Annotated in this window: 13 protein-coding genes; 4 read left to right on the top strand and 9 right to left on the bottom strand. The window is 69.8% G+C overall.

What is annotated here, in order from left to right:
* Positions 1-4: 4 nt before the first annotated feature.
* The 8 genes from AC07NB_RS09450 to AC07NB_RS09415 all read right to left on the bottom strand — a co-directional run bounded on the left by AC07NB_RS09450 (position 5) and on the right by AC07NB_RS09415 (position 9,795).
* The gene (locus AC07NB_RS09450; protein ID WP_494570679.1) at positions 5-1,834 is read right to left on the bottom strand and encodes a DUF885 domain-containing protein; all 1,830 of its coding nucleotides are present in this window, start codon (positions 1,832-1,834) and stop codon (positions 5-7) included.
* A gap of 85 nt (positions 1,835-1,919) precedes the next feature.
* A complete protein-coding gene (locus tag AC07NB_RS09445) occupies positions 1,920-3,770 on the bottom strand; it encodes a M61 family metallopeptidase (protein ID WP_494570678.1) in 1,851 nt (616 codons plus the stop codon).
* Between the two features lie 70 nt (positions 3,771-3,840).
* Positions 3,841-4,167: a hypothetical protein gene (locus AC07NB_RS09440; RefSeq protein WP_494570677.1), complete on the bottom strand. Its 327-nt coding sequence runs from the start codon at positions 4,165-4,167 to the stop codon at positions 3,841-3,843.
* Between the two features lies 1 nt (position 4,168).
* Positions 4,169-6,223 (bottom strand): cell cycle histidine kinase CckA, encoded by a 2,055-nt coding sequence (gene cckA / locus AC07NB_RS09435; RefSeq protein ID WP_492312336.1) that lies wholly within the window; start codon positions 6,221-6,223, stop codon positions 4,169-4,171.
* A gap of 222 nt (positions 6,224-6,445) precedes the next feature.
* Positions 6,446-7,537 (bottom strand): Glu/Leu/Phe/Val family dehydrogenase, encoded by a 1,092-nt coding sequence (locus tag AC07NB_RS09430; RefSeq protein WP_492312335.1) that lies wholly within the window; start codon positions 7,535-7,537, stop codon positions 6,446-6,448.
* Positions 7,538-7,762: 225 nt separating this feature from the next.
* Positions 7,763-8,761, bottom strand: coding sequence for an alpha/beta fold hydrolase (locus AC07NB_RS09425; protein WP_494570676.1), 999 nt, complete (start codon positions 8,759-8,761; stop codon positions 7,763-7,765).
* A complete protein-coding gene (locus AC07NB_RS09420; protein ID WP_291832244.1) occupies positions 8,758-9,342 on the bottom strand; it encodes a uracil-DNA glycosylase family protein in 585 nt (194 codons plus the stop codon). The genes AC07NB_RS09425 and AC07NB_RS09420 overlap by 4 nt, the downstream gene beginning before the upstream one ends.
* A gap of 135 nt (positions 9,343-9,477) precedes the next feature.
* The gene (locus AC07NB_RS09415; RefSeq protein WP_494570675.1) at positions 9,478-9,795 is read right to left on the bottom strand and encodes a DUF3253 domain-containing protein; all 318 of its coding nucleotides are present in this window, start codon (positions 9,793-9,795) and stop codon (positions 9,478-9,480) included.
* Positions 9,796-9,843: 48 nt separating this feature from the next.
* Here AC07NB_RS09415 and AC07NB_RS09410 point away from each other — a divergent pair, with 48 nt between their 5' ends.
* Positions 9,844-10,278 (top strand): PaaI family thioesterase, encoded by a 435-nt coding sequence (locus AC07NB_RS09410; RefSeq protein WP_291832232.1) that lies wholly within the window; start codon positions 9,844-9,846, stop codon positions 10,276-10,278.
* On the opposite strand, the gene AC07NB_RS09405 is transcribed toward AC07NB_RS09410, so the two are convergent.
* The gene (locus AC07NB_RS09405) at positions 10,262-10,798 is read right to left on the bottom strand and encodes a TetR/AcrR family transcriptional regulator (RefSeq protein WP_492312330.1); all 537 of its coding nucleotides are present in this window, start codon (positions 10,796-10,798) and stop codon (positions 10,262-10,264) included. The two genes, AC07NB_RS09410 and AC07NB_RS09405, sit on opposite strands and share 17 nt — an antisense overlap.
* 225 nt (positions 10,799-11,023) lie before the next feature.
* On the opposite strand from AC07NB_RS09405, the gene AC07NB_RS09400 reads away from it, so the two are divergent.
* Genes AC07NB_RS09400 through AC07NB_RS09390 form a run of 3 tightly spaced genes read left to right on the top strand, consistent with a single transcriptional unit; the run spans position 11,024 to position 16,912 of the window.
* On the top strand, positions 11,024-12,220 hold the full coding sequence (locus AC07NB_RS09400) for an efflux RND transporter periplasmic adaptor subunit (RefSeq protein ID WP_291832233.1): 1,197 nt from the start codon (positions 11,024-11,026) through the stop codon (positions 12,218-12,220).
* A gap of 7 nt (positions 12,221-12,227) precedes the next feature.
* Positions 12,228-15,470, top strand: a complete 3,243-nt coding sequence (locus tag AC07NB_RS09395; RefSeq protein ID WP_494570674.1) for an efflux RND transporter permease subunit — start codon at positions 12,228-12,230, stop codon at positions 15,468-15,470.
* Positions 15,470-16,912, top strand: coding sequence for an efflux transporter outer membrane subunit (locus AC07NB_RS09390; protein WP_494570673.1), 1,443 nt, complete (start codon positions 15,470-15,472; stop codon positions 16,910-16,912). Before AC07NB_RS09395 ends, AC07NB_RS09390 begins: the two co-directional genes overlap by 1 nt.
* The last annotated feature ends 87 nt before the right edge of the window (positions 16,913-16,999 follow it).

Genomic DNA, 16,999 nt, shown 5'->3' with positions numbered 1-16,999 from the left:
TTCCTCAGCCCCGACGGCTGGCGACCCAGTCGCCGATCACCCGTTCCAGCACGGTCAGCGGCACCCCGCCGGCGTCCAGGCCGGTGTCGTGGAAGCCCTTAATGTCGAAGCGGTCGCCGAGCGTGGCCTTGGCCTGCTCGCGCAGACGCACCCAGGTGGTGTGGCCGACCTTGTAGCTGGAGGCCTGGCCCGGCCAGACGGCGTAGCGTTCGACCTCGGTGGTGATCGAGCTTTCCTGGTCGCCCAGGGTCTCGACCATGTAGCGGATGCCCTGCTCGCGGCTCCAGCGCTTGTAGTGCAGGCCCGAATCCACGACGAGGCGCGCCGCCCGGAACATGAGCGACTGGATGGAGCCGATCCGGCCCCACGGGTCGTTCTCGTACATGCCGATCTCGTCGGCCAGCTGCTCGGCGTACAGGCCCCAGCCTTCGGTATAGGCCGAGAAGCCCAGCACCTTGAGCAGCAGCGGCGTCTCGGTCTTCTCCTGCTGCAGGGCGATCTGGAAGTGATGGCCCGGCACCGCCTCGTGATAGGTCAGGGTCGGCAGGGTGAATTTCGGCCACTCGGCCGTGTCGCGCAGGTTGATGTAGTAGGCGCCCGGCCGCGAGCCATCCAGCGACGGCGACTGGTAGTAGCCGCCCGGCGCGCCGACCTCGATCTCCTTGGGCACGCGGCGGATGTCGCAGGCCGCGTTGGGCAGGCGGCCGAAATACTCGGGCATTCGCGCCATGACCGTCGACATCTGCGCGTTCAGATCAGCCAGCAGCTGTTCCTTGGCGGCGTCGGTGTTGGGATAGACCTGGCCCGGCACATGCGAGGCGATCGAGGCGATGCGCTCGCCCACCGTGCCCTGGGTCAGCCCCTGCGCGCGCAGCAGGACGTCGGCCCGCGCGCTCAGCTCGGCCACCTGCTGCAGACCCATGTCGTGGATCTCCTGCCCGGTCAGGGAGGAGGTCGTGTAGAATTTCAGGCCGTAATTGTAATAGGCGTCGCCGTCCGGCAGGCGCCAGCAACCGGCGTCGTGCGAGGCCGTCGGCAGGCCGGCGGCGAGGGTGTCGCGCTGGCGCGCCAGGGCGGGCAGGACCGAGCCGTTGACGATGGCCAGAGCGCGCTCGCCCCAGGCGCCCGGCAGGCCTTTCTCGGCCGCGCGGCGGGCCACGGAGGTGACCAGCGTCAGCCCGGCCGGATCGGCGCCGAGGATCGTCTGCATCTGGCCGGTAGCGCGCTGGATCACGAAGTCGGGCGGCACGGCCCCGGCCGCGAACTCGGCCTTCACCCGCTCGGTCTCCTGGTCGAAGACGGTGGCCAGCGCCGACAGACGCGAGAGATAGGCCTCGGCGTCCTCGGCGGTCTCGATGGAGTGCTGGCTGTCCAGGAAGTCCGGCGTGCTCTGGTAGGCGCCGCCCAGCTGGCTGATCGTATAGGGCGACGGGAACAGGCCGCCGCCGTAGGGGAAGTCGTAGCCCTGGACGGCCGTCTCGCCGAAGAATTCGACCGTGTCGTGATAGACCTTGAAGCGCGGGGACAGGGCCTCGCGGTCGATCCCTTTCAGGGCGGTCATGGACGCCAGGAACTTGGTCTTGTCCGCCGCCTGCTTGGCCAGCGAGCGGTCATCGAGCCGGGACTTCATGGCCGCGCCGGGCCCCTTGTCCATCCCCAGCATGGTCAGCAGTTCCGGCGAGCTGAGCAGGTGGTCGCGGGTGATCCCGTCCATCACCGTCGTCAGGGCCGCATCGGCGCCGTTTGCCGCCTGGGCGAAGACCGCCCCGCCCGTGGTGGCGGCCAGACCGGCGCCCGCGGCGGTGGTCAGAAGGAAACGGCGACGATCGAGCATGAGGGACTCCCCAGGGTCATGGATATGCGTAGCCCGGCACTGAACGCTGCCTGACCTCCGCTGGCAAGCCCGCGTGCGCGGCGGCTCAGGGCTGGGCGGCCGCGGTCTCCTGGCCGAGCCAGGCGTTCCGGAAGGCCAGCTGCGCCGGAGTGGCCGCGCCGCCCGTCGTCTCGACGCGCACCAGTTCGAAAGCCGGATCTGTCCCCAGCCGCAGCTGGGCGGTGCGCTCGGCGCCGCGCTGGATGTAGGTGATCGCGACCGTGTCGCCGGGCTTCAGCGCCTTCAGGGCGTCGTCCCAATTGGCCTGGCTGTCGATGGCCGTATCGCCGAGGCGGACGATCTCGTCGCCGCCGTCCAGCCCGGCCAGATACAGCGGCGTGTTCGGCGCCGTGGCCCCGGCCAGCCGCACCACCGTGTCGGCGACCTGCAGCCGCGCCGGGCCGGCCCAGGCGCCCGTCGGGTTGCGCGGCTTCATGACCACGCCCGCCTGCGCCAGCAGCGGCGCGAGATCAGGCATCTCGCTGCGCTGGATGCTGGCGTTGAAGAAGGCCTGGGCGAAGGCCGGATCGCCGGTCACCTCGGCCAGGCCGGCGCGCAGGTCGTCGGGCGTATAGGCCTTCTCGGTCCGGCCGTGGGTGCGCCACATCTGACGCATGTAGTCGTCCAGCGTCAGGCCGTCGAACCGCTGGCGCAGGGTCAGGTCCAGCGTCAGGGCCAGGGCGGCGCCGTAGGTATAGTACGAGGTGAAGATGTTCGGGTTGGTCGGGTCGATGGAGGCGGCGGCGTCCACGAAGGGCGCGCGCAGGCTCATCTCCTGCGGCGAGCCGTAGGCCCGGGCCGGGGTGTTGACGATGACGTTCGCCTGCCCGCCGATCTCGGCCAGGAAGCGGTCGACGGTCGAGAGGCCGGCGCGGCGGATGGCCAGCGGGCCGTAGTAGTTGGTGAAGCCCTCGGCGAACCACAGCGACGGGGTGGCGTTGGCGCGGGTGAAGTCGAAGGGCTCCAGCTCGGCGGGCCGCAGCCGCTCGACGTTCCACGCATGGAAGAACTCGTGGCTCAGGGTGCCGATCTGGCCGTAGTCGGCGTCGGCCAGGGAGCGCGAGCCGCTGATGACGGTGGAGTTGCGGTGCTCCATGCCGTCGCCGCTGACCTGGGGCAGGTAGTCGGCGAGGAAGGTGTAGGTCCCGTAGTCGAAGTCCGGCACGTCGCCGAAGACGGCGATCAGCTGGTCCACGACCTTGCGGGCGCGCCCGGCGAAGATGTCGGCCTGCTCGGCCGTGCCCGGGTGGTGGAGGGCGATGCGGATGGTGCGGGGCACGCCCGCGTCGTCGACCTGCCACTCGCGGACCATGTGGTCGCTGAGCTCGGTCGGGCTGTCCATCAGGTACTGGAGGTTCGGCGCGGTGAAGACGGCCGGGTTGGCGGTGGGGGCCAGCTGGGTGGCGACGCGCCAGGCGGGGTTGGGCGAGTGGAAGGTCAGCTCCACCGGCCGGTCGTCGAAGCCGCGCGCCCACATCAGCGCAGCGGGCATGTTCAGGTGGGCGTGGGCGGCGTCGATCTGGGCGTAGGTGCCGTCGGCCCGGTCGCCGTAGAGGGTGTAGGTGACGCTGACCGTTCCGTCGTGGCCGCCGACGGTCCAGCCGTAGGGATCGGTGCGCTCGACGGTCAGCGGGCGGCCCGCGCCGTCGACGGCGGAGACCGAATAGACGTTCTTGGCGAACTCATGCAGCGCATAGCGGCCGGGCGAGGAGCGGGACATCTCGAACCGCACCGGGGCGCGGCCGACGTCGCGATAGGTGACGGTGATCCGCGCCTCGTGGTGGACCGCGTTCTCGAAGCTGAGGTCGTAGCGCACCGGGGGCGCCGTCTGGGCCCAGGCCGGGGCGGCGGCGAAACCGAGCGAGATGACGGCCAGACCGGCGATGGCGAGCTTCATGCGGATTCCCCTCAGACTATCGGGGGCGGACCGTGGCGCGGGTCGGAACGGCTGACAAGTGAACGATAGTTCAGCCGGGAGACGCGGCAGCCGCTTCCGCCGCGTCGGCCTTCGCCTCCCAGATCCGGGAGAGATCGAGCTCATTCCATTGCCGGTACTGGATGGCGAGATTCCCGGCCGAGACCCAGGATCCCAGGTCAAAGGCCCGCTCGTACAGGGCGATGATCTCGTCCCGATGCGCCGCACCGTCGATGTCGTCGAGCAGGACGGCCAGCAGGTTCATGGCGTCGGCCTGACCGAGGTCCGCCAGCTCGCGCAGGGCCTCGACGTGCCGGGCGGGCTCGGCCCAGTCGAGGGCGTCGATGATGGCGACGTATCTGTCCTCAAGGTCGTCCATGTCAGCCCGCGTGGAGCTCCTGTTTCACCCGTTCCGCCAGGGTCTTGATGTCCAGCGGCTTGGGCAGGAAGGAGACGCCGACCTCGTCCTGCAGCAGGTCGGAGAAGTCGCTCTCGGCATAGCCGGAGATGAACATGACCGGCGCGTCGCCGAGGAAGGGACGGGCCTTCTTCAGCAGGGACGGGCCGTCGAGGCCGGGCATGATGACGTCGGAGATCATCATGTCGATCTGGCCGGCCCATTCCTCGGCCAGCTCCAGCGCCTGTTCGCCGTCCTCGGCCTCGATCACCTCATAGCCGCGCTGGCGCAGCAGGCGGGCGGCGATGCCGCGCACGGCGGCCTCGTCCTCGACGAACAGGATACGGCCGGCGCCCGAGAGGTCGCGGGGGGTCTTCACCTTGATCTCGACCTGCGGCACCTCGGCCAACTCGGCCTCGGCGGCCTCGGGCAGGAAGATGCGGAAGGCGGCGCCGGCGCCGTCCACGTTGGCGACGTTGATATGACCGCCCGCCTGTTCGACGATGCCGTAGACGGTGGCCAGGCCCATGCCCGTGCCCTCGTTCACCGCCTTGGTGGTGAAGAAGGGCTCGAAGATCTTGTCGAGGAGCTCCGGCGGCACGCCCGGGCCGGTGTCGGACACCTCGATCAGGGCGACGGCCTCGGTCTCGGCGGCGGCCCAGCCCATCTGGCGGGCCTCGTCGCGGCTGAGGCGGCGGGTCCTGATGGTGACGACGCCCGCGCCCGGCTCGACCACGCCGCGCATGGCGTCGCGGGCGTTGACGGCCAGGTTCATGACCGCGGTCTCCAGCTGGCTCTTGTCGGCCAGGACCACCGGCAGGTCGCGGCCGTAGTCGGTTTCCAGCCGCACGTCCTCGCGCAGCAGGCGGCGCAGCAGGACGGCGAACTCGCCGACCAGTTCGCCCAGATCCAGGCGCTCGCGGCGGACCGTGGACTTGCGCGAGAAGGCCAGCAGTTTGCGCACCAGGTCGGCGGCGCGGATGCCCGTCTGGCGGATCTGGTTCAGGCCGTCATAGGAGGGGTCGCCGACCGGGTGACGCTCCAGCAGCTCGGACAGCTGCATCTGGATGGCGGTCAGCAGGTTGTTGAAGTCGTGGGCCACGCCGCCGGCCAGCTGGCCCACGGCCTGCATCTTCTGGGCCTGCGAGAGCTGCAGCTCCATCGACTTCTGGGCCGAGACGTCGAACAGCCAGACCCGGCATTTGCCGTTCTCGGGCGCGACATAGAGGTGGAGCATCCGGTCGGGGTGGGCGCGGGCGACCAGCTCGATCGGGCCGGACGAGCCGCCGGACAGCTTGGCCTTGGCCTCGATCACGCCGGTGGGCTCGAACAGGTGGCCGAAGGCGGCGTCGCGGGCGGCGGCCGGGCCGGTCAGCAGGGCGAGGGCGGCGTTGGCCTCCTCGACCTTGCCCGCGAACAGGTCCTCGGCCTGAAGCAGGGCTGAGCCGAACGGCGCGCCGGCGGCCATGGCGCGACCGCCCGGACCGTTGGCGGCGGCGGCGGGACGGTCCATGGCCGGGGCGGAGACGGGCAGGACGGCCTCGGGCGCGGCGCGGATCAGGAACCGCCCCTCCCCGGCCATGCCGATCAGGACCTCGAGCTCGCGGTCGCCGACCGGCACGATGGCGCGGCCCTGCTCCCCGGCGCGGGCCTGTGCGAAGGCCATGTAGAGGGCGGAGGCGGACTTGCCGCCGGAGCGGGCGGGCGGCAGGGCGGCGGTGGCGCCTCCGGCCTCGGCCCAGGCGCCGTTGAAGGCCAGCACCTGGCCGGTGGCCCAGACCAGGGCGGCGGGCTCGGCCATGGCGTCGAGCAATTCGACGGTGGTGTCGCCCGTCGGCTTCTTCGCCTCGCCCCGGGCGTAGGTGAACAGGCCGATCAGGGCCACGGCGCCGACGGTGAAGATCAGCATCAGGCCCGGCGCGCTCATCGGATCGGCGCGGAAGGCCGGATAGGCCAGGGCGCCCACGGCCACCACGAAGCCGAGCGCCATCACGATTAGCAGCGGATCGATGGAGCGGCGGGCGGTGGTCGTCGTCATGGCGTCTCGGCCCGAATCAAACGGGTGGAAGGCGCGATGATGGGCCGTATGCCCCTGACGCGCGAATCCGGGCAAAAAACTGCAGTGCGAAGAGTGCGAACGGTGCGGATGAAAAACACCGTCCGAAGCGTCCGATGCGTCCGGCGGGTCGCAAAAACGCAAACCGGCTACCCCGCGGATCGCAGGATAGCCGGTCGGTGCGTCAGGATTGGACGTGGAGGCCTACGCCGCCTTCAGAACCTCGCCGCGGGCTTCGCGGGCGGCGTTGATGCGGGCTTCGGCGATGGCGTCGGCGATCTCGTGGGTCGGGCGCTTTTCGGCGGCCGAGCGTTCGAGGACCTCGTCCAGGGTGTCCATCAGGCGCGAGAGCTTGGTCTCGACCCAGGCCGCGTCATAGGCGCCGCCGGTCTGGCGGGCGCGCAGCTCGGACGCGACATTGATGATGCCGCCGCCGTTGACGACGTAGTCGGGGGCGTAGAGCACGCCGCGCTCGAACAGCTTCTGGCCGATGTCCGGGGTGGCCAGCTGGTTGTTGGCGGCGCCGACCACGGCCTTGGCGGTGATGCGGTCCAGCGTCTGCGGGTTCAGCGTCGCGCCCAGGGCGCACGGGGCGTAGATGTCGGCCTTGACGTCATAGATGGCGTCCGGAGCGACGATCTCGGCGCCGGTGCGGGCGGCGACTTCGGCCAGCAGGGCGGTGTTGACGTCGGTCATGACCAGCTTGGCGCCGGCGGCGTGCAGCTTGTCCGCCAGATAGCCGCCGACGTGGCCGATGCCCTGCAGGGCGACGGTCAGGCCGGTCAGGTCGTCCTGCTTCCACAGGCGGCGGGCGACGGTCAGGGTCGAGCGGAACACGCCCTCGGCGGTGACCGGCGACGGGTCGCCCGAGGCTTCCGGACCGTCGGACAGGCCCAGCACGTATTCGGTGGCCTTGCGCGCTTCCGCGATGTCGGAGACCGACACGCCGACGTCCTCGGCGGCGTAGTAGCGGCCGCCCAGGGTATCGACGGCGCGGCCGAAGGCGCGGAACAGCTCCGGCGACTTCTGGGTGCGGCTGTCGCCGATGATGACCGATTTGCCGCCGCCCATCTCCAGATCCGCGACGGCGTTCTTGTAGCTCATGCCCCGCGACAGGCGCAGCACGTCTTCCAGCGCTTCGGCCGAGGAGGCGTAGTTCCACATCCGCGTGCCGCCGACGGCGGGGCCGCGCGCGGTCGAGTGAACAGCGATAATAGCGCGCAGGCCGGTCTTTTCGTCAAAGACAGCGTGGACGCCTTCATGGTTCGCGAACGACGGTGAATCGAACAGGGTCATGCCCATAAGCGCTACTCCCAAGGTATTTTTATTGCGCGGCTGATTACGCGCGTCGGAGTAACACCGCAAGCATGGCGGTTTCGTGATGGGGGATGGCGGGGAGCGGCGCGCGCGGGCGACGGGCGGCGACCCTGCAAGTGATTAGTGGTTAGTGATTAGTGGTTCGATGGGGCGAGCGTCCGCGCCATGGCTGCGACCACCGGCCCCAGAGCCAGCAACCACCAATCACTTCTCGAGCAGAGGCAGCACCGGCTGGGCCCCTGACGGCAATGGAGCCGCCGCATCCCGCAGCCAGGCTTCGACGTCGCGGTACATGGTTTCGGCCTGGAGGTCGCGGTTCAGGATGTGCCAGCCGTCCGGATAGTAGCCGGTGCGGAAGTCGGGGCGCTGGCCCGCCCGCCGCAGGGCCAGCCGCATCGACGGCTTCTCGATCACATTGTCATGGGCCCCGTAGAGCAGCAGGGTCGGGGCGCGGATCGACCCGAGCCGCAGAGAGGCGCTCTCCATCAGATCGACGAGGCCGTACAGGGTGTCGAACCGGGTCGAGATGATGCTGTTGGGGTCGCGGCCGTTCCGATAGAGCTCGACCCTGTTGTCCGAGGCCGGATGAGCCTTGATGGCCCATTCGGGCGCATCGACGGCGTAGGGGCCCATGGCGCGGGCGGCCAGCTGCAGGCCGACGGAGTTGATCGGGCCCTGCGCGCTCCAGCCCCAGACCCCGGGGGCCAGCAGAATGACGCGGTCGGCGGCGGGCGGACGGTCCGAGCCGAAGGCGGCGATGGTCACCGAGCCCCCCATGCTTTCGCCCGCGACCGCGATGACCGCGCGGGGATGGCGGGCGCGGGCCAGGGCCACGGCGGTGCGCAGGTCCTCGGTCATGCGCGCCTCGCCCGCCCAGACGCCGCGGCCGGGCGCCTCGCCGAAGCCGCGCTGGTCGACGGCCCAGGTCTCGATGCCGCGCTCGGCCCAGTAAGGCCCCGCCAGGCGGAAGGAGGCGCGGCTGTCGTTCATGCCGTGCAGGGCGACGATGACCGCCCAGGGCTCGCCCGTCTCGGGCGCCCAGCGGGCCAGCGGCAGGCGCGCGCCGTCATCCATCAGCAGGGTCGAGGCCTCCAGCGCCGGGCCGGTGAAGCCGGGCGGCGGGGTCAGGACGGGCTGGATGGCGGGGGTGGCGCAGGCGGCTAGCGCGAGAGACAGGAACAGGGCCGCGAATGTCCGGGTCATGCGCAGAGAATGCCCCGAACCCGCTCGCGCAGATAGGGGACGACCTCGGCCTCGAACCACGGATTCTTCCTCAGCCAGGCCGTGTTCCGCCACGAGGGATGGGGCATGGGCAGGATGGCGGGGGCGTAGTCACGCCACGCCCGCACGGTCTCGGTCATGTTGGCCCTGCCCCGATCGCCGAGCGCCCAGGCCTGGGCATAGCCGCCGACCAGCAGGGTCAGCTCGACCGCCGGCAGTTCGGCCAGCAGCTGGGGCCGCCACAGCTCGGCGCATTTCCTGGGCGGCGGATAGTCGCCGCCTTTCGGAGCCGTTCCGGGATAGCAGAAGGCCTGGGCGGCCACGCCGAGGCGGGGATCGGCGTAGAAGGTCTCATAGTCCACGCCCATCCAGTCGCGCAGGCGATCGCCGGACGGGTCGGTGAACGGCAGGCCGCTTTCATGCACGCGCCGGCCCGGCGCCTGGCCGCAGATCAGCAGCCGGGTCTCGGGAAAGACGCGGACGACGGGACGCGGGGTGTGCGGCAGCTGGCCGAGGCAGGCCCGGCAGGCGCGGATGTCAGCGAGAACGGAAGAGAGGGTCAGCTCTCCCTCCCCTTCTGGGGAGGGTGGCTCGCGAAGCGAGACGGGTAGGGAACCGAGCGCTCGGATACGAACCCCACCCTGTCGCCGCTACGCGGCGACATCCCTCCCCACGAGGGGGAGGGAGATTCCGACAACTCAGTCCTCGTCATCGCCTTCCGACTTGGGCGGGAGCGCGGCCAGGGCGGCGGCGGTCTCTTCCGGGCTCGGCAGACGCAGGCGGATGACGCCCTTGAAGCTGTTCGGATCGACCGCCTTGCCCTTCTTGGTGATGGTCAGCTTGCCCTGACGCATCAGGCCCAGGGCCACGGCCTTCACCTTGGGCAGCATGCGCTGCCACTGTTCGGGCTGCAGCTCCTTGGCCACATCCGAAGGTTCAATGCTTTTTCCGCCGACGCTTTTGGGGTCGGCCTTCGCCAGTTTTTCGAAGATGGCGGTTTCGATGGGGTCGCTCATCGGGCCTATATGCTGCATTGCGAGAGCGAGAAGAAGGCAGGGATCATCATGGTCGCGAAAATCACGGTCACGGAAGGCGAGTTCACCGGCTGGCGGACCTATGACCTGCACGGCACCTTCGACCAGGTGGTAGGGCCCTTCTACTTCAAGCCGGACGCCGACGGGCGGATGCGATGCGCCTTCCGGGCCGAGCAGAAGCACATGAACGCGGGCGACCGGATGCACGGCGGCTGCCTGATGACCTTCGCCGACATCTCGCTGTTCCAGACGGCCTATCAGGAGATGGAGGGCGCCTCGGGCGTGACCGTGTCGCTGGATTCAACCTTCATCGACGGCGCCTATGTGGGCGAACTGGTCGAGGCGACGGGCGAGGTGGTCCGCGCGGGCAAGAGCCTGATCTTCGTGCGCGGTCAGATCTGCGTCGGCGAGCGCATCCTGATGACCTTCTCGGGCGTGATCCGGAAATTCACGCCGCGCGGCTGAGCGCCGGGCCGTCGTCGATGATGCCCTGGAGGATGACCGCCATGCGGGCCTCCATGCGCTCGCATTCCTCATGGCTCAGGCCGAAGCCGGCGGTGATCTCGCGGCTGACGGCCATGCCCATGATGGTGGCCGCGGCCAGCCGGGCCCGGACCGGGGCGTCCTCGCCGCCGACCCATTCGGTGAACGGATCGAAGAAGCGCTCGCTGCCGGTGCGCTGAACCAGCTCCATCGCCTTGGTCGAACCGACCGAGCGCAGCATGATCAGCAGGCCCTTGAGCTTGCCCTCCTTCTTGGGCTCGAAGATCACCGCATGGGCGACGCGGCGGCCGAACTCGGAACGCTCGCCGTCCATCAGCTCGCTGCCGTTCGAACAGCTGTCGAGCACGGAGGTGAAGAGATCTTCCTTCGAGCCGAAGTAGCGGGACACCAGGGCGGCGTCGACGCCGACGTCGCCGGCGATGTCACGCATGCCGACGTCGTCGTAGCTTTCGCGCGAGAAGCGTTCCTGCGCGGCGGACAAAATAGCAGCGCGAGTCGCCTCGGCATTTCTTGGCCGTGGCGCGACATGACAAAACAACGGGTTAGGTCTCCGGAATAGCCCCAAGATCAATATGGCTTTGTCATCACCCGTTGACAAGTGAGGGGCGGATCACCATTAAGTCACCGGGCGTTGACTAGCGGCTTCCTCCCCGAACGCCATGGTCGACAGAGACAGGGATTTGCTCCCATTCGGAGACTAGCATTCATGCGCACGGTGAAGATCGTGACCGCGTCGGCCCTCATGGCCGTCGCGCTCTATGGCTGTTCCCAGCCGAGCGAAGCCCAGGCGCCGCCGGCGCCGGCGGTGACCGTGGCGACGCCGCTGGTCCGGGCTGTTCAAGATTGGGATGAGTTCACGGGCCGCTTCGAGGCGACCCAGTCCGTCGAGGTGCGTGCGCGCGTCGGCGGCTATATCCAGGGCGTTCACTTCCGCGACGGCGACTATGTCAGCCGCGGCCAGCTGCTGTTCACCCTCGACCCGCGTCCGGCCCAGGCCGCCCTGGCCTCGGCCCGCGCCCAGCTGGCGCAGGCGCAGGCGCAGGTGAACCTGGCCCGCACGGAACTGACCCGTTCGGAAACCCTGCTGGCCTCGCAGGCCGTCTCGCAGGCCGAGGTCGACACCCGCCGCGGCGCCCTGCAGACGGCGGAAGCGGCCATCGCCGCCGCCAACGCCAACGTCCGCGCCCGTCAACTGGACCTGGAATTCACCCGCGTGACCGCGCCGATCTCGGGCCGCGTGTCCGACCGCCGCGTCGATCCGGGCAATCTGGTCGCCGGCGGCTCGTCGCAGGCCGACGTCCTGACCACCGTGGTCTCCAGCGCGCCGATCCACTTCGTCTTCGACGGCTCCGAAGCCGTGCTGCTGAAGTATCAGCGTCAGGCCCGCAACGGCGCCGCCCCGATCCAGGTGCGCCTGCAGGACGAGAGCAGCTACGCGCGCTCCGGCACGCTCGACTTCACCGACAACGCGGTCGACACGGCTTCGGGCGTCATCCGCCTGCGCGCCCTGATCCCGAACGCGGACGGCTTCCTGAAGCCGGGCATGTTCGGCCAGGCCCGCCTGGCCGGCGCCGGCACCTATCAGGCCATGCTGGTGCCCGACGCCGCCGTCGCCACCGACCAGGCCCGCCGCATCGTCTACGTCGTCGCCGCCGACGGCTCGGTCGCGCCCAAGCCGGTGCAGCTGGGTCCGCTGGTCGACGGCCTGCGCGTGATCCGCTCGGGTCTGCAGCCGACTGATCGCGTCATCATCAACGGCGTCCAGCGCATCCAGGCGCCCGGCATGAAGGTGCAGGCCAGCAACGGCCGTATCACGCCGGTGGTCCAGCAGGCGCAGGTCCCGGTGACCCAGGCCGCTCCGGCGTCCACGGCCACCTTCGCCGCCAGCGTCTCGGGCGATTGATCCGACAATGAACATCTCACGCTTCTTTATCGACAGGCCGATCTTCGCGGCCGTGATCGCGGTGTTCATCACCCTGATCGGCGTCTTCGCCTATCCGCTGCTGCCCCTATCGCAGTATCCGGAGATCGCGCCGCCGACGATCACCATCAACGCCTCCTATCCCGGCGCCTCGGCCGAAACCCTGGCCGAGACCGTCGCCGCGCCCATCGAACAAGAGGTCAACGGCGTCGAGGGCATGCTGTATCTGTCCTCCTCGTCCACCTCGGACGGGGTGGCGTCGATCACCGTGACCTTCCAGCCGGGCACCGACCTGGACGCCGCGCAGGTGCTGGTCCAGAACCGGGTGGCCCTGGCCGAACCCCGCCTCCCTGAACAGGTCCGCCAGACCGGCGTGGTCGTGAACAAGCAGGAGAGCGGCTTCCTGATGATCCTGGGGCTGACCTCCCCGGACAAGTCGCTGGATAACGACTACGTCGGCAACTACGCCAACTCGACGCTGCGGGACCGCCTGCTGCGCCTCGAAGGCGTGGGCACCGTCCAGATCTTCGGCGGCGGCAACTATTCGATGCGGGTCTGGATCGACCCGGCCAAGGCCGCCGAACGCGGCCTGACCGGTCCGGACATCATCGCCGCCCTGCGCGCCCAGAACGTGCAAGCGGCGGCCGGCGCCATCGGCCAGCCGCCCTTCCCCACCAACGCCGCGGCCTTCCAGCTGCCGGTGCAGGTGCAGGGCCGTCTCAGCGATCCTGATCAGTTCTCCAACATCGTCATCAAGACGGATGCTCAAGGCCGCGTGACCCGCGTCCGCGACGTCGCTCGGGTCGAGCTGGGCGCCCAGGACTACGGCATCCGCGGCTTCTTCGACGGCGAGCGCGGCGTCGGCATCGCCATCGTGCAGCAGCCGGGCGCGAACGCGCTGGGCACCGCCGAGCGCGTGATGGCCGAGATGGAGGCCGTGAAGGCCGAACTGCCGCAAGGCATGGACCTTTCCGTCGCCTACAACCCGACGGAGTTCGTCGCGGCCTCGGTCGAGTCCGTGCAGCACACCCTGTTCGAAGCCGTGATCCTGGTCGTGCTGGTGGTCATCGTCTTCCTGCAGACCTGGCGGGCGGCGATCATTCCGATCGTGGCCATCCCGGTGGCGCTGGTGGCGACCTTCGCCGTCCAGCTGATGCTGGGCTACTCGATCAACTCGCTGAGCCTGTTCGCCCTGGTCCTCGCGGTCGGCATCGTCGTCGATGACGCCATCGTCGTGGTCGAGAACGTGGAACGCTACATCCGCGAGGGACTGACGCCCAAGGAAGCCGCCTACCGCTCCATGCAGGAGGTTTCCGGCGCGCTGATCTCGATCGGCCTGGTGCTGGTCTCGGTGTTCGTGCCGACCATGTTCGTGCCGGGCATCCCGGGCATCTTCTATCGCGAGTTCGCCATCGTCATCACCACGGCTTCGGTCGTGTCGCTGCTGGTGTCGCTGACGCTGTCGCCGGCCATGGCCGCGCTGCTGCTGAAGCCGCACAAGGAGCATGACACGCATCGCAAGCCGGGCGTGTGGGGTTCGGTGACCTATTACGGCGGTTACGCCGGGCGGAAGTTCAACGAGGGCTTCGACTGGCTGTCGGACAAGTACGGCCGCCTGACCGCCCGCCTGGTGCGGACCGTCGGCATCGTGCTGATCGTCTATGTCGCCCTGCTGGGCCTGACCGGCTGGCGCCTGATGGACACCCCGTCCGGCTTCATCCCCGAGCAGGACCAGGGCTTCCTGATCGGCGTCATCCAGCTGCCCCCCGGCGCCTCGCTGGAGCGCACCGAGGCGGTCATGCGCCGGGCCTCGGACACGATCAAGAAGACCGAGGGCGTGGAAGGCCTTGTCGCCTTCGCCGGCCTGGACGGCTCCAGCTTCTCGTTCGGCTCCAACTCGGCGACCATCTTCGTTCGACTGGACGCCTTCGATGAGCGCAAGAGCGCCGAGCAAAGCGCCGCCGCCCTGGCCGGCGCCATCACCGGCGCGACCATGGGCATCGAGGACGCCAACATCTTCGTCATCGCCCCGCCCGCGGTTCAGGGTCTGGGCAACGGCAACGGCTTCCAGATGATGGTGCAGGATCGCACCGGCGCGGGCTACCGCCCGCTGGAAGGCGCGACCTTCGCCATGATGGGCGCCGCCGCCCAGGCGCCGGACCAGGTGCAGCAGGTCTTCTCGACCTACAACACCGGTTCGCCGCGCATCGCCGCCGACGTCGATCGCGACAAGGCGCTGATGATGGGGGTGCAGCCGTCGGACGTGTTCAACACGCTGGGCGTCTATCTCGGCTCGTCCTACGTCAACGACTTCAACTATCTGGGCCGCACCTTCCGGGTGACGGCGCAGGCGGAACCGACGTCGCGTGACGACATCGCCGACATCGCCAACCTGAAGACGCGTTCGGCCACCGGCGCCATGGTGCCGATCGGTTCGGTCGCCAACCTGCGCGAGGACTCCGGCCCATCGCGGATCGTGCGCTACAACCTGTTCCCGGCTTCCGAGCTTCAGGGGCAGGCAGCGGCGGGCGTCTCGTCCGGCCAGGCGATCGCGAGCATGGAGCAGCTGGCCGAGGCCACCCTGCCTCCGGGCTTCTCGTACGAATGGACCGGCCTGGCGCTGCAAGAGAAGCAGTCGGCGGGCGGGGCGACCGTGGTGTTCATCATGGCCGTGATCTTCGTCTTCCTGGTGCTGGCGGCCCAGTACGAGGCCTTCACGCTTCCCATGGCGGTCGTGCTCATCGTTCCGATGTGCATCCTGGCGGCCATGATCGGGATCAACATCCGGGGACTGGACAACAACATCCTGGTCCAGATCGGGTTGGTGGTGCTGATCGCGCTCGCGGCCAAGAACGCCATCCTGATCGTGGAGTTCGCCAAACAGGCCGAGGACGAGGGACTGAACCGCTGGGACGCCGCCGTCCGGGCTGCCCAGACCCGTCTGCGTCCGATCCTGATGACCTCGTTCGCCTTCATCTTCGGCGTCGTGCCGCTGATGCTGGCGACCGGCGCCGGCGCCGAAATGCGCCAGTCGCTGGGCACCGCGGTCTTCTCCGGCATGCTGGGCGTGACCTTCTTCGGCCTGATCTTCACGCCCGTCTTCTACGTCGTGATGCGATGGGTGGCCTCCAAGCTGCCCGGCGCGCCGCAGAAGGAGCGCGAGATCCCCACCACCGGCGGCCTGCCGCCGCATGAAGCCGAGCCCGCCACTCCGCGGCTGGGAGACGCCTGATGATGACCCTGAAACCCTCTCTCCGGTTCCTGACCGCAACCGCCGGAGCCAGCCTTCTGCTGGCCTCGTGCGCGGTCGGGCCGAAGGCGCCTGACGCTACCCTTCCCCCCTCAGCGTCGGGCGCCTTCATCGGGGCCGCCTCACCGGCGGTCTCGGCCAACACCACAGCCCGCGACGACTGGTGGCGGCTGTACAACGACCCGGTCCTGGACGGTCTGGTCGGCGAGGCCCTGGCCAACAACAACGAGCTGGAGGCCGCGGCCGCCAACCTGCGTCGCGTTCGTGCGGCGCTGGGCGAGGCTCGGGTCGGCCGGTTCCCGTCGACGACGACCTCGGCCGGCGTGACCACCGGCCGGCCTTCGGCCGCCACCGTGCCCGGCCTGCCCGCCGGGACCGAGGCGCCGGAGTCCGACACCTACAGCGCCGGTCTGGACGTCTCCTACGAGGTCGACCTGTTCGGCCGCGTGGAGTCGACCGTCCGCGCCGCCCGCGCCGACGCTTCCGCCGCCGAGGCCGCACTGAATGTGGTGCGCGTCACGGTCGCGGCCGAAACGGCCCGGGCCTATGCCGACGCCTGTTCGGGCAACGCCCAGATCGCGGTGGCCGAGCGGACCATCACGCTGCAGACGGATACCGTCGGCCTGACCCAGCGTCTGCTGGACGCCGGTTCGGGCAACGGACTGGACGTGGCCCGCGCCCGCTCGGCGCTGGAGTCGACCCGTTCGACCCTGCCGCCCCTGCGGGCCCAGCGCGACGGCGCCCTGTTCCGTCTGGCCACCCTGACCGGGCGCACCCCGGCGGAGACCAGCGAAGCGGCCCGGGCGTGCGCGGCGCCGCCGCAACTGACCCAGCCGATCCCGGTCGGCGACGGCGCGGCCATGCTGGCGCGGCGCCCCGACGTCCGTCAGGCGGAGCGCAATCTGGCCGCCGCGGCGGCGCGGGTGAACGTGGCCACCGCCGACCTGTACCCGCGCATCACCCTGGGCGGTTCGGCCGGGGCGACGGCGCTGGACGCGAGCGGCCTGGGCGACAACGAGAACTTCCGTTTCTCGGTGGGTCCGCTGATCAGCTGGTCGTTCCCGAACGTGTTCGCCGCCCGCGCGCGGATCGAACAGGCGGGCGCCTCCTCGGACGCCGCCCTGGCGACGTTCGACCAGACGGTGCTGGTCGCGCTTCAGGAGACGGAAACGGCCCTGGCCAACTACGCCAACGAGCTGGACCGCCGGTCGGCCCTGCAGTCGGCGCGGGACCAGGCCGCCAACGCCGCCCGCCTGTCGCGCCTGCGCTTCGACGCCGGCGCCGACAGCTTCCTGACGGTGCTGGACTCCGAACGGACCCTGGCCGCCGCCGACGCCCAGCTGGCGTCGTCGAGCGCGCTGGTCACCACCTACCAGATCGCCCTGTTCAAGGCGCTGGCCGGCGGCTGGACCAACGAGGGCTGAGGCTTTCGGACCAGAACTGGACTGACGAAGGGGAGGCTGGAAACGGCCTCCCCTTTTTCATGCGCGGTCGCCCGCCCCTTACCGGAG

This window comes from Brevundimonas sp. GW821-FHT09G01 (assembly GCF_059416065.1).
This window is presented reverse-complemented; position numbering and strand designations above follow the sequence as displayed.